The 12,809-nt window shown below is 62.0% G+C and carries 10 protein-coding genes; 6 read left to right on the top strand and 4 right to left on the bottom strand.

Features of this window, described 5'->3' with window-relative positions:
• Positions 1-232 precede the first annotated feature (232 nt).
• The 5 genes from X726_RS146460 to X726_RS146480 all read left to right on the top strand — a co-directional run bounded on the left by X726_RS146460 (position 233) and on the right by X726_RS146480 (position 6,541).
• Positions 233-1,591 carry a VpsF family polysaccharide biosynthesis protein gene (locus X726_RS146460; RefSeq protein WP_210164060.1) on the top strand — a complete coding sequence of 453 codons (1,359 nt, stop codon included), beginning with the start codon at positions 233-235 and terminating at the stop codon, positions 1,589-1,591.
• A 218-nt stretch (positions 1,592-1,809) separates the two neighbouring features.
• Positions 1,810-3,423: a GumC family protein gene (locus X726_RS146465; protein ID WP_031196492.1), complete on the top strand. Its 1,614-nt coding sequence runs from the start codon at positions 1,810-1,812 to the stop codon at positions 3,421-3,423.
• Between the two features lies 1 nt (position 3,424).
• The gene (locus X726_RS146470) at positions 3,425-4,531 is read left to right on the top strand and encodes a glycosyltransferase (RefSeq protein ID WP_023671792.1); all 1,107 of its coding nucleotides are present in this window, start codon (positions 3,425-3,427) and stop codon (positions 4,529-4,531) included.
• A 238-nt stretch (positions 4,532-4,769) separates the two neighbouring features.
• The gene (locus tag X726_RS146475) at positions 4,770-5,429 is read left to right on the top strand and encodes a HemK/PrmC family methyltransferase (protein WP_023747185.1); all 660 of its coding nucleotides are present in this window, start codon (positions 4,770-4,772) and stop codon (positions 5,427-5,429) included.
• Positions 5,426-6,541: a hypothetical protein gene (locus X726_RS146480; protein WP_023671790.1), complete on the top strand. Its 1,116-nt coding sequence runs from the start codon at positions 5,426-5,428 to the stop codon at positions 6,539-6,541. The genes X726_RS146475 and X726_RS146480 overlap by 4 nt, the downstream gene beginning before the upstream one ends.
• A gap of 134 nt (positions 6,542-6,675) precedes the next feature.
• Here the strand turns inward: X726_RS146480 and nadE are convergent, their stop codons facing one another.
• The 4 genes from nadE to asnB are packed head-to-tail and all read right to left on the bottom strand — an operon-like array spanning position 6,676 to position 11,471.
• Positions 6,676-7,680 carry an NAD(+) synthase gene (gene nadE, locus X726_RS146485; RefSeq protein ID WP_023671789.1) on the bottom strand — a complete coding sequence of 335 codons (1,005 nt, stop codon included), beginning with the start codon at positions 7,678-7,680 and terminating at the stop codon, positions 6,676-6,678.
• Positions 7,677-9,224 (bottom strand): AMP-binding protein, encoded by a 1,548-nt coding sequence (locus tag X726_RS146490; RefSeq protein ID WP_023671788.1) that lies wholly within the window; start codon positions 9,222-9,224, stop codon positions 7,677-7,679. The genes nadE and X726_RS146490 overlap by 4 nt, the downstream gene beginning before the upstream one ends.
• A 23-nt stretch (positions 9,225-9,247) precedes the next feature.
• Positions 9,248-9,511: an acyl carrier protein gene (locus X726_RS146495; RefSeq protein ID WP_023671787.1), complete on the bottom strand. Its 264-nt coding sequence runs from the start codon at positions 9,509-9,511 to the stop codon at positions 9,248-9,250.
• 22 nt (positions 9,512-9,533) lie between these two features.
• Positions 9,534-11,471: an asparagine synthase (glutamine-hydrolyzing) gene (asnB, locus tag X726_RS146500; RefSeq protein WP_031215229.1), complete on the bottom strand. Its 1,938-nt coding sequence runs from the start codon at positions 11,469-11,471 to the stop codon at positions 9,534-9,536.
• 298 nt (positions 11,472-11,769) lie between these two features.
• Here asnB and X726_RS146505 point away from each other — a divergent pair, with 298 nt between their 5' ends.
• Entirely contained in the window at positions 11,770-12,639 is an 870-nt protein-coding gene (locus X726_RS146505) for a hypothetical protein (protein WP_023671785.1), read from the top strand.
• Positions 12,640-12,809 lie beyond the last annotated feature (170 nt).

Raw genomic sequence — 12,809 nt, 5'->3', positions numbered from 1 at the left:
ATACGACCGGCCAATTAAGTGTGGGTTACCGAGTTCACGAATAGCGTAAATCCGGCTGCCGATGCATGTCGCGCAAGTGCATTGCGTGCATTCGTTCCCACGCGGCGCACTTTGGTGAGATTTCAATGAGCGGTGTCCGGCTTTTCGGCAAAGCTGACATGTGGCGGCCCATGCCCGGCATCGCCACTGTTAAGATCGGGTTATCCATATTCCTTTACGTTCGTGCAGGAAAATGTACCCGGGGGCGCGTTCGTCCCCTGCCATCTCAATCGCAAGCCGCAACGCTGGTCGGATAATCGTGAGTGTCACCCCCACAGAGCAACAGTTCGTGACCGCGCAGGCCAGCCGCCAAGACGCCCTCACACTCCTGTTCTTTCTCCTCGCGGCCTTCGCTTTCCTGCTCCGCTCGACCATCTCTCCGCAGTTGATGAATATGGTGATGTCCTATTCGACGGAGGGGGGGTCGTTTCCCGAAAAGCTGCATATCGGGACCTATGCCATCTTTCTGCTGCTTGTCGTCATCGCCACGACCCGGCCAATTCGGCTCGAAGGCGATGAAGTCAGGCTGTTCAAGGCGACATTGTTATATTCGCTGCTGCTGTTGTGGCTGGTGCCTTATCTCTTCGTGATAGGCCGTGCCGGCTCGGCCGGCTTCATAATCGATTCCTATCTGGTCTCTTGTGCCGCGGCGATGATCATGCTTGCCTTGGGTGACCATGTGCGCAGGGCGCTTGGCAATGTCATCGTCGGCATGATCGTCCTCAGCGCCATCATCGGAACGATCGAGGCCGTCACCCAGCATCGATTCCTGCCCTATCCCCTCGTTGAGCTGGACTTTCGGCCGATCGGACTGTCGGCCCATCCGCTGGCGCTGGGCGCGCTTTGCACCACCGCCATAGGTTTCGTTGCATTGACGCGGTGGCGTATCTGGGTGTGCGCGCTTTGCATCTTCATTCTCTTCATCGGCACGGCCGCTTCGGGCGCGCGCACCGCCCTGCTGCTCGCTTGCGGCGAGATCCTGTTCCTGCTCGTGTTCCTGCCTTGGCCGGACTTGTCACCCAGACATCAACGCCAGGCCAAACTCCTGGTGCTGATGCTGACGCTGGCCGGTGGCGCCATACTGATTGCGATACTCTTTTCGGCGGGGCTGCTGAACCGCTTCAGCAACACGCTCTTTGATCAAAATTACGACGCGCGCGTCAAGATCTACGATGTATTCAAGTTCGTTGAATGGAGGGACATCCTGCTTGGCATGAATCCCAACGAGTTGTTGAAGATCGTCAACGAAAAGCTCAACCTCCCCTTCATCGAAAGCACGCCGGTCGTTCTTACGCTTTTGTTCGGCCTGCCGATCGCCCTGCTCTTCGCGTTTGCTTTCTTCCGGTTCCTTTTCAAGCTCCTGCGCAATACGCCTCGGGCCGCCCATATCGCAGCGGCCGCGTCCATCCTCGCGGCATTGTCAAACAATGCCCTTTCTTCGAAGGCGCCGGATATCATGCTGCTCGTCATCTTGTTGCTCGCTTATCGAAAGCCGGATGGGCGCCAAACCGGCACGCCCCTTCAAGGCCAACCAGCATCAACAGCGACATGACGCCAAGCCCGCTCCTTGCGGGTGCCCTCGCGACGACCTCTTGTATTTCCATTTGAAACGCCTGCACGCTTTGCCAGGCTACGACGGGCGTGGCAGAATACCGACCAAGGGTGGATAGATCGCTGTTCCGGAACGCGCCTGACACGCCTGGAAAATGAAATGTTAACGATGTTTCCGTAAAGCAGGCTGTGCGTATTGAATATTAAAGGGTTAGCATGATGTCCGCCGCTTCCGGTCCTCCTCCAGCCGCGGCCGCCGCCGGCATTAGCCCCTATGAACGGATCGAAAATGCGCGGCGCGCCAGCAGGCCAAAGCCGCAACAAACCGCGCCGATCATGGCACATGCGGCGGCACCCGCTGTAACGTCGGCCCCTGTAACGTCGGCCCCTGTAACGTCGGCCCCTGTGTCGCCTGCACCCGTGGCGCCGCCTGTAGCCGAGCCCGTCACGACGGTGACGCTCAACAAGATCGGAACCTTTCTCGAACTCGATTTCGGGCGTCTGTTTGTCTGGCTGCGCGCCGGCCTCGCTCTGGTATGCCTGCTGGCAATAGCCGGCGGGATCATCGGCGGTGCCTACGCTCTGCTGAGCAAGCAGCGCTACACCGTGACCACGGACATCCTCATCAATCCCGCCAATCTTCAGGTTGTTCCGAACGATCTTTACCCGCAATCGGCCCAGGTCGATGGACAGCTGCTCAGCGCGCGCAGCAAAGAGCGCATCTTGACCTCGGGCAGCGTGCTTTCACGTGTTGTAGACGATCTTGACCTGGCCAGTGACCCGGAGTTCTTCGACGCGGACCGTAGCCGCACAGGGACGGACGGCGCCAAACCCGATCCAAAGCTTACCGCCCTGAAGAACCTGGCGGAACGGGTTGGCAGCATCGCGGATGAAAAGTCGTTTGTCACGACCTTGATGGTATCGGCGGAAACCCCCGCCAAGGCGATCCTGATTTCGCAGGATATCGTCAAGACTTTCCAGGAAGAGCTGGCCAGCGCCGAGGCTTCCGGCGCCAGCCGTGCCGCGGCGGCGCTGGACGGGCGGCTGGGCCAGCTCAAGAGCGATGTGCAGGCGGCCGAAGAGAAGGTCGAGGCCTATAGGCGCAGCCACAATCTGGCCACCAGCAATGGGCAGCTTGTTTCCTCGCAAACCATGACCCAGCTCAACGGCCAGATCGTGGAGACGCAATCGCGCGTCATCGCCGCGCAGGCAAGTTACGACGCCCTGCTTGCCGCCGGCGCAAACGGCACCAATTCCGGTCCCGCCACGTCGGAGGCGCTTGTGGCGCTGCGCGCAACGGCCAACGGCCTGCGCCAGCAGATCGATTCGCAGTCGATGACCTTTGGCCCCCGTCATCCGTCGATCGTCAGGCTGAAGACGGAGTACAACACGGTCAGCGCGCAACTCAGCGCCGAATACGCGCGCACCCTGCGCCTGGCGAAGGTCAATCTCGATGCCGCCAAAACCTCGTCGGCCTCCCTCAATGCCAAGATGAATGACTTGAAGGGCAACGTGTTCTCGGATAGCGATTCCGAGGTCGCCTTGCGTGAACTTGAACGTGACGCCGCGTCGAAGACGGCTATCTATGAAAGCTTCCTGTCGCGGGCACGCCAGATAACCGAGCGCGAACAGATCGACAGCACCAATGTGCAGGTGATTTCCACCGCAGTGCCGCCAAAGGGCCGTTCATGGCCCCCGCGCACGGTCGTGATGATCGGCCTGGGGGCCATTGGCGGCATGATCCTTGGCATGTTGCTCGCCATTACCCTGGGTATCGTGCGCGACATGCGTCTTCCGCCGAACCGCCCGGACGTCATTGCCAGCCGCGCCTGAAATGGCGAAGCGGATTGTCTTTCACATTGCCAGCCTCAGGGGCGGCGGCGCCGAGCGTGTGTTCGTCCTGATAGCGAACGAGCTGGCATCGCGCGGCCACAACGTCACGCTTTTTACCTGGAACGCGCAGGGGCCCAATGCCGCCCTGCTTTCGCCTGCCGTGCATCTGGTCGATTTCGGCCTCCCCATTCGCGGCGAGGGTTATGGCAAGTGGGCGACATTGAAAGGCATCGTGCGAAGCGCGGGCCTGCTTGGCCGCCTTTCTCCCGACGCGATCTACAGCGCCCCGGAATTCGCCAATCTGGTCGTGGCGCTGGCGCTTTCCCTCGCGCGAAGCAGGGCGCGGTTCTTCCCGAGTTTCCACGCCGCCGCCTCACTGCCTTCCGGCAGCCTTGGCGCGAAAATGGCGGTCTGGCTTTCGGCCCTGGTTGCGGCCCGCGCCACCAGGGCCATCGCGGTTTCTGAGGGTGTCGGCGGCGATCTTGTGGCCCGAGGCTTCCCGAAATCCAAGGTCGTGGTCATCAACAACCCGCTGCCGCCGGCTGCGGCATCCCAGCAACGCTCCTACGCCTGGCAGGCAGAGCTCGCGGCGATGGGCGACGGCCCCATCATCATCACCGCCGGACGCCTGGTGCCCGTTAAGGATCATTGGACGTTGCTGCGGGCCTTCGCTGTGCTGCGCGCCGGCCGCCGGGCCCGGCTTGTCATCTTCGGCGAGGGTCCGCTGGCCGACGAGCTGCGCGCCTATGCCGAAGAATCCGGTATCGGCGCAGACGTTCTGTTTGCGGGCTATGTCAATGATCCGGCGGCCTGCTACGCCGTAGCTGACTTGTTCGTCCTATCATCGACCAGCGAGGGCTTCGGCAATGTTCTGGTCGAGGCCATGGCAGCGGGGATTCCGGTGGTCTCCACGGACGCGCCGCACGGCCCGCGCGAAATACTTGATGACGGCCGCTTCGGCGCCCTGGTGCCGGTCGGCGATGCCGCGGCCCTGGCAGTGGCGATGGCCGGAATGCTCGACCAGCCGACAACCGCCGCGATCCTGAAAAGCAGGGCGGCGGATTTCGAAATTGAAAAGATCGGAGACCGGTACGAGGCGTTGCTCTGAATTAGCGCATGGATCGGCTTGCGGCGGCACAGGAATCCGCCATTGATGGGACAGGACGCCGCCAACATAGGCCGGTTACTCCCAATCCAATCATGATCTTTAACATCAATTTACCCGGAGTTGGTAACAACAGGGAACCCGCGTTTTATCCTCAGGATAGGGATTTTCCTTGCCGCAGCATCACAGCCTTCCTGCCGGCCGTGCAAACGATCGCAATTGGCCGCGATTGCACCGCTTCATGCGGGTTGAGCTGGAACTCGCGCCTGACGTCCTGGTGCCGCGAGCCGAAACGGAACTGCTTGGCCGGACGGCCGCGGCCATTCTTGGCGAACAGGCGCACGAAACGATCCTGATCGACATGTGCTGCGGCAGCGGCAATCTTGCCGTGGGCATCGTCAGCGAATGTCCTCGGGCTCGGGCATGGGCGGCGGACCTGACCGACAGCACGGTTTCGCTTGCCCGCCGCAATGTTGTGCGCCTCGCCCTGCAGGACAGGATCAAGGTCCGGCAAGGCGACCTATTTGCCGCGATCGAGGGTGACGGCCTCCGCGGCGCTGCCGACATGGTTGTGTGCAACCCGCCCTATATTTCCTCATCCCGTCTCGATAGCGAAAGCGCGCATCTGTTGGAGAACGAACCTCGGGAAGCTTTCGACGGCGGCCCTTACGGTATTTCGATCCTCCAAAGGCTGGTCCGGGATGCCGCAGCTTTCCTCAAGCCAGGCGGATGGCTGCTATTTGAGTTCGGCGAAGGTCAAGATCGGCAGATAGCAACCCTTTTATCGAGAACGAAATCCTACGAAACCCCAACCTTTGCCGTGACGGCCGACGGCCAGCCCCGTGTCGCCATGGCGCGCAAACATGGTGGCCGGGTTCCCGGAACCGGGAGCCCGGCGTGAGCGTCGTCCGCGCCCTCGATCAGGCCGACCTTGCGGCCGTCGCGGGCATGTTTCAACGCATGCTGCGCAAGAAGCGGGGGCCAGCGCCGGCCTCCCTCGTCGATTACATGAGGCGGTTTTATCTGGACGCACCCGACTGGGGCAGCGGGCTCCGTTCGCTTGTCCATGTCAATGACGCCGGCCAGGTTTCCGGGTTCGTCGGCGTTCATGCGCTGCCAATGAAATTCAACGGCCGGCAGCTCTACGCTGCCATCTGCAGCTCGCTGATGGTCGAGGATCACGAGACCGATCCGATGGCCGGTGCCCGCCTGTTGAAGGCCTTCCTCGATGGTCCGCAGGACATCTCCTTCAGCGAAACCGCCAATGATACGTCCGTGAAACTGTGGACGCGGCTTCGCGGCGTTGTGCTGCCGCAATACAGCCTTGACTGGGTTCGCGTGATGCGGCCGGCGACCTTCATGCTCAGCCTTTTTGCCAATCACATGAAGCTTGCCTGGATGTTCAACCCGCTCGCCCGGATCGTCGACCGGCTCTACCTTCGCAAAATGAAGGGCAGTCAACGACGCTGGACCGGCGTCGTCGCCAACGCATCGAGCCGGGGGGCATTTCGGGCCTCCGAGATCGACAGCGGCAGCTTTGCGGGGCTGCTGGAGCCGCTTTGCGCCCAATTTCCGCTACGTCCGCAGTGGGCGGAAGGTCAGCTCAACCATATTCTGGGCGATGCGGCGCAAAAGCCGGATTTCGGAGAGCTTGTCTACGTGTCGGTGGCATCGCCGAACGGCGCCAATGTCGGCGCTTTCGCCTATTACGCGCGACCGGACGGGATCGGCCGCGTGCTGCAGGTCCTCGCTCTTCCCGGCCAGGCCGGGCCGGTGATCGATTGCCTGGTCGAGCATGCCGCCCGGCGCGGTGTCTCCGGCTTGCGCGGCCGCGTCCAGCCCGCGCTTCTGGACGCCATGCTTGTAAGACGCATAGCCTTCATACCGGTCGCCTCGACCGTCGTGCATTCACGCGATCCCGAGCTTCTCGATGCCATGAAGAACGCGCAGGTCTTTCTGAACGGGCTTGCGGGCGAGCAGTGGAGCCAGTTGATCGGCGGCCGCTTCACCTGAAGCGTTCCGCCTACAGCAATTCCAGGAAAGGGTGCGCGGCTTTCCGTCCGGAATTGCGTAAAGACAAGAGCTTAGTATTTCTTTCATGCATGTCGTATCGCAAGACCGGATCACTTTTGCTCGATATGCATAGGTCAGGAGCCGACTTCGTCCACGCCGTCAACGAGCTGCGGGCGCAGGTGCAGATAGCGCGTTGCCTTTCGCTTGGCGGCGATGTCGGCCCAGACGCGTTCGATCTGTGAGGCGGTCAATCCCGCCGCTTGCCCTACCACCTCGGCGGACACGCCGTTGTTGAGGCCGTAGAGACACAGATCCATCCGATCGTAAGGCAGGGAAAAGTAGAATTCTTCCTGCGTCTGCGCCAGCGAGTAGGTGTCGGTGGTCGGCGGCCGGTTGCGGACCTCTTCCGGAATGCCGAGATAGGCGGCTAGCGCATAGACCTGCGTCTTGTAGAGATGCGCGATCGGCTTGACGTCGGCGGCGCCGTCGCCGTTCTTGACGAAGAACCCCTGGTCGTATTCCAGCCGGTTCGGTGTGCCGAGCACGGCGAAGTTCAGCCGGTCGGCATGATAATATTCGAGCTGCTTGCGGGTGCGCTGCTTCATGTTGGTGGCGGCAACGATGCCGAGATAGACCGCCACCGGCATCCGCAATTTCGTCTGCTTGCCTTGCGGGTCCTGCACCACCAGCGACGAGATGTTGTAGCCCTCGCCTTCGAGCACGTTCGCGATCACGATCTTCGAGGCCCAGCCCTTGCCATAGTCCGGGACCAATTCGCGGATGAAGGCGTCGCGGCGTTCATAGCAGCCCATTGCCCGCAGGGTCGGCCCGATATCCTCCACAACGGCCTCGACGCCGAAAGTGTCGGCGACCAGATGGCCGAGCCGCAGGCTTTCAGGGTCGGAATCGCTTTCCGGCATGAGGACGCACAGCACATTCTGGTGGCCGACGGCCCGCGCGGCCAACGCAGCCGAAACGCTGGAATCTATACCGCCCGAAAGACCGAGCACGAGGCCGCGCTTGCGAATGCCGCGCAACTGCTCGCGCAGGGCCGCCACGATCCTGTCCGTTTCGGCGGCGGAATCGATGGCCAGGGCTTGCGTGAAGGCCGGCGCATCCTGGGTTGAGCCGATGTTCATTGCTCGGCCGCCATCATCTCAGCCGCGAGCCGGCGGCTGACCTTGCCCGACTCCGTCTTCGGCAATTCGCTGCGGAACTCTATGACTTTGGGGACCATGAAATCCTCCAGGTGGCGCGCGCAGTGACGAATGATGTCCTTTCCGCCAAGCGCCGGGTCGGACCGCACGACGAGCGCGCCGATCGCATGCCCCAGCACCGGATCCGGCACGCCGACGACCACCGCTTCCGCGATACCTGGATGGGCGTGGAGCACGGCCTCCACTTCCTTGGGGGCGACCTTCTCGCCACGCGTCTTGATGATGTCGTCCTTACGCCCGACAAAATAGAGAAAGCCGTCCTCGTCGGTCTGGAACAGGTCGCCCGTATAGAGCACCTTTTCCCAAGGGTTAGGCCCCGGCCGGAGCGCTCGTTCCGTCGCGGCCTGGTTGCGCCAATAGCCCTGCATGACGTGCGGACCGCGGATGACGAGCTCACCCGCCACGCCCGCCGGCACGCGTTGTCCAAGGTCGTCGACGACAAAGGCTTCCGTGTTGGGGATGGCTATGCCGACCGACCCTGGCCGGCGGTCAAGTTCCTCGGGTGGCAAATAGGTGCAGCGCTTGCATTCGGTCAGTCCATACATCGAATAGATCCGGACGCCGGGCAGCAGCGAGCGCAGGCGTTCTATGTGGGCTGGCGGCAAGGCGGCCGCGGTGTTGGAAATATAGCGGAGGCTGGGCAAGAAACCCGGCGCCAGATCACGCATCTGCAGGATCATCGCCGCCATGGTAGGCACCAGCGGAAGGCCGGTGACGCCCTCTTTGCGGATGCGTTCGAAGATCTCGTGCGGGAAGGCGAAGGACTTCTCGAGCACCAGCGTGGCCCCGAGCCTGACTGCCATCAGCAACTGGTAGAGGCCATAGTCGAAGGCAAGCGGGAGGACGTTCAGGATGATGTCGTCCGGCGCGTTGCGCAGATAGGTGGCGATCGACCCCGCGGCAGCGTCGCAATTGCGATGCGTCATCATCACACCCTTGGGCCGGCCGGTCGAACCTGACGTGTAGATCAGCATCGCAAGGTCGACGTCGATGCCGCGATGGTCTACCTCCGCGCCGTCGAACGTCAGGCAGTCAGTCAGGGACGCGGCCCCTGCCGGGCATTGCCCATCGGCCCCAGGAGTGGAAGCCACGAAGATGCCGGTCTTGCCTTGCGATGCGCAGGCTTCGGTGACCACGGGCATCAGCTTCGCCTGCGTCAGGACCGCCCTGGCGTCGCAATCGGCGATGATGTAACCGAGCTTGTCGGCCTTTGTGGAGGGGTTGATCGGACTGAAGGTCGCACCTGCCTTGAGTGCGGCAAAGATCGATACGGCGGCCTCCCAGCAATTGTCCATGAAGATCAGGACGCGGTCGTCGCGCCTGATCCCATTCATGAAGAGAGCGGTGGCCAGCCGGCTCGAAAGGTCGTCGAGTTCTTCGTAGCTCAGCTTTTTGCCCCTGGTGACCAATGCCGTCTTGGCCGGGTGGGCAGCAGCCTTCGCCACCAGAAAATGCTCGATCCGCACTGGACGTTCCTCGCCGTTGGCGCTTACGCTGCCAGTGTTTGTGCTCTCGCCTCGATGAAGGACGAGATGCGGTCAAGCGAGTCCAGGTTGGCCGGAACGATGTCGGCATCCACCATCGCGATGCCGAAATTGTCCTCGATGAAGGCCACCAGCTCAAGCACCGCAGTCGAGTCGATAATGTCGTTCTCGATCAGCGAGGCTGAATCCGACAGTTTGTAGGAGGTGTCGCCGAACAGGAAGTTGTCGACGATAAAGCTTCTGACCCTGTCCTTGATTGCCGTCATCATGTCTTTCCTTTTCCTCGCCGTCTCAGGCCGCTCTTGCCGCGCCGACCGCTTGGCCGGCGAAATTCTTCTGCCACAGCTGCGTCGACAGAATGCCGACGAAGGCGGCGTTGTCGCGAAATCCGGTCGCGGTCTCCATGCGGCATTTCTCGTGGAGCTTGGCCACCGCCTTGGCGTTGAACAGGCCGCCGGCGGTAATGCTCGCCTCGCCCAGGCAGTCACGAACATAGTCTAGTTCCTCCGCCCCGACGAAGGAGCGGGCCTCCGGGGCGCGGTAAGGTTGCTTGGTGCGTTTACCGATCGCCGCCGGAAGGTGGTGCCTGGCCACCTTGCGCAATATGTGCTTCTCCATCAAGCCTTTCAGTTTCATCTCCGGCGGAAGTCTTGCCGCGAACTCTACCACGCGATGATCCAGGAAAGGAAACCGCCCTTCGATGCCGTGCGCCATGGCCATCCGATCGCCTTGGCTGGAGAGGATGTAGCCGGGCAGGAGGAAGCGGGTTTCGAGATATTGCGCCTGATGCAGCGGATGCCATAGGGAAAACGCCTCGGGTAGGCGGCTGGTCAGCTCTTCAGCTGCGTCATAACCCTTCAACGTCGCGCGCAGGTCGCCGGAAAAGAAGATTTTCGCCGCCGCCGTGGTCTTGAAGCGTGGCCGATGCGAGAACAGCGGATCGTCGAGGGCAGCGTTGCTGGTGCCGAAGAAGGCAGCCAGATACTCCACCGATTGCTGTTGCAGGCCCGGCAGATACGGGTAAAGCCGGCGGAACAGCTGCGGCCTTATGCGCGATGTGGGCTGCCGCCCGCAGAACCGGCGGACACGCGCCTCCTTGAAGACGTCGTAGCCGGCGAAGACCTCGTCGGCGCCTTCACCCGTCAGCACCACCTTCAGGCCGGCCTGGCGAACCAGGGCGGACAATTTGTAGAGTGGCGCTGGCGCCGTGCGGATGATCGGCCGCTCGGCAAAGCGGACGACCTCAGGAAAGACCCCGGCGATATCGCGGGCGCCGCATTCTATGGCGTGGTGGCGCGTGCCGAGCGCCGAGGCCATTTCGATCTGAAAGGCGCTTTCGTCATGCTCGGCGCTGTCGAAGGTTACGGAAAATGTCTCCAGTCTCCGAGGAGTCATGCCGGCGGCAAGCGCCGAAACAAGCGAGGAATCGAGCCCTCCGGAAAGATAGGAGCCGACCGGCACGTCGGCCCGCATGCGAAGCCTCACCGCATCGGTCAGAAGGGCTTGCAATTCCTCTGCCGCGTGGTCCTCGTTCGTGATCTTCGACGGCTCATCACGATGCGGATAGTCCAGGTGCCAGTACCGTTTGACCGTGACCTGCCCCTGCGTCGCGATCATCACACTTGCCGGTTCCAACTCGTGGATATTGCGGAACGCCGTGCGCGGAGCGATCGGCGCCCACAGCGTAAAGATCTGATCCAGCGCAATCGGATCAATTTCAGCGGAGACGCCCGGGACCTTCAGCAGGGCTTTGATCTCCGAGGCAAAGTAAAGCACCCCGTCCTTACTTGTGTAGAACAGCGGCCGGACACCCATCCGGTCTCGTGCAAGCACCATTCGTCGCTGCCGATTGTCCCATATCGCCAAGGCGAAATCACCGTTCAGGAGAGACAAGCAGTCTTCGCCCATCTCCTCATAGAGCTGAAGGATGACCTCTGTGTCGCTCGACGTCCGAAAGTGCCGGCCCTTGGCGATCAGCCCTTCGCGCAGTTCTATGTAGTTGAAAATCTCGCCGTTGAACGCAATCGTCAAATTGCCGGCCTCGTCGGACATCGGTTGCTGGCCATCGCCGATGCCGATCACCGACAGCCGCGCATGCCCGAGCCCGGCATCGGGTGCTACGAATTTCCCTTGCTCATCCGGCCCACGATGGGCAATTGCGGCTACCATGTGCGTGAGCAAAGCTTCCGCATCCCGGATTGACCCGAAATAACCCCCGAATCCACACATCCCTTGAACTCATATTGAACGCTAAGGTACGGAACATAACCTCGATAGTGGCATCTGAGGTTAATCCGATATTTTCACCGAGCATGTGGTTAACAAGAAGTTTGCCACGATGTGGTGTTCGTGGCTAGGACGCGATGGCTCTCCATCACCTCGCGGTTGCGGCCGTAATAGCCGGAACGATAGCCCAGGCTCGCTCTAGGCCTTTTGTCCGGGTTGGCATGGCTGGACACGGGCGGCTAAGGCTGGAAATGTGATTGCACGTCTTCGCTGCCGGGGGGCTGGCCGGAGGACGAGGAGGATGGCGCTGAATTTCGAATATATTGCCGGCCATCCGGCGCTGCACCGTCATGTCGAGGCGCAGTCGAAGGCGCTGCTGCATATCTATGAAACGAGCCCACGCCTGGCCGCCGTGTTCGCCACGCAACAGCGCTGGTTGCTGGCTCACACCGGCCTAGCCCTGCATTTCGCCCGCGACCCGCGCGATCCCCGCACGGAACTGACACTGGCCCGCTTCATCGATGCCGTGCTTCACTATTCCGTCGCTAGCCGCAACACGGCCGAAGCCTTCATCAAGGAGATGCTGCACTATCACATCATCGAATACCTGCCGCACACCGGTGACGGACGAGCCCACCCGTTTCAGGTGACGGCAGCGACGCTGAAGGAATTCGACGGCTGGGTGGTTGCGCATCTGCGCACGCTCGACGGTCTCGACAGCGGCAGCCGCCTCGCCGCCTTTCTCGAGCAGCACGGCATGATTTCCAGGCTGCAGCCGCTGGTGGCGGAAGGCCTGCTCTCCTCCAACCCTGTGCGTGAGCCCAAGCAGACGTTTTCGCTGTTCATATGGCTCAACAATGGCGGCATCGTCATGGATTGGCTGATGTCCGGCATCGATCCCGACAATGCCGCCCTCGACCGGATCCCGACCAGCGTGGTTTCGATCGGCGAATTCGCCAGTTGGCTAAAACTCTCGCGCACCCATCTTGCGCGCAAATTGCGCGACGCCGAAAAGCTCGGCAGCGTCGGCTGGCTGGGCCGGCGCGGGCATTCCGTAATGTGGGTCTCGAACAGCTTCTACCAGGAATACATGACCGTGCAGGCCGCCAAACTTGCCGTCATCGATGCCGCGTTCGAGGCCTGCCGACCGGCGTCGCCGCACGCTGGCTGAACGTTCGGCGCAGACGCTGTTGCGCAGCCGATCGTGCCGACCGCGAGGACCCGTCCGGGCGCATGGTCGAGGTGGCCTTTCCGCCGTCGGGATACGGACATCTGGACAGCGGGGGCGAAGCCTGAAAGCGGAACGATCCGCGCGAGCGGCAGCGATCCGCCCGACGGGTT

It is taken from the genome of Mesorhizobium sp. LSJC285A00 (genome assembly GCF_000503155.1).
GTDB lineage: Bacteria > Pseudomonadota > Alphaproteobacteria > Rhizobiales > Rhizobiaceae > Mesorhizobium.
The sequence above is the reverse complement of the archived record's forward strand: the minus strand, read 5'-3'. Positions and strand labels throughout refer to the sequence as shown.

What these genes read in the sequence shown, in the direction of transcription:
- X726_RS146460 (WP_210164060.1), top strand. Translation starts at nt 233, where the DNA reads ATGTACCCGGGGGCGCGTTCGTCCCCTGCCATCTCAATCGCAAGCCGC.
- X726_RS146465 (WP_031196492.1), top strand. Translation starts at nt 1,810, where the DNA reads ATGTCCGCCGCTTCCGGTCCTCCTCCAGCCGCGGCCGCCGCCGGCATT.
- X726_RS146470 (WP_023671792.1), top strand. Translation starts at nt 3,425, where the DNA reads ATGGCGAAGCGGATTGTCTTTCACATTGCCAGCCTCAGGGGCGGCGGC.
- X726_RS146475 (WP_023747185.1), top strand. Translation starts at nt 4,770, where the DNA reads ATGCGGGTTGAGCTGGAACTCGCGCCTGACGTCCTGGTGCCGCGAGCC.
- nadE (WP_023671789.1), bottom strand. Translation starts at nt 7,680, where the DNA reads ATGAACATCGGCTCAACCCAGGATGCGCCGGCCTTCACGCAAGCCCTG.
- X726_RS146495 (WP_023671787.1), bottom strand. Translation starts at nt 9,511, where the DNA reads ATGATGACGGCAATCAAGGACAGGGTCAGAAGCTTTATCGTCGACAAC.
- asnB (WP_031215229.1), bottom strand. Translation starts at nt 11,471, where the DNA reads ATGTGTGGATTCGGGGGTTATTTCGGGTCAATCCGGGATGCGGAAGCT.
- X726_RS146505 (WP_023671785.1), top strand. Translation starts at nt 11,770, where the DNA reads ATGGCGCTGAATTTCGAATATATTGCCGGCCATCCGGCGCTGCACCGT.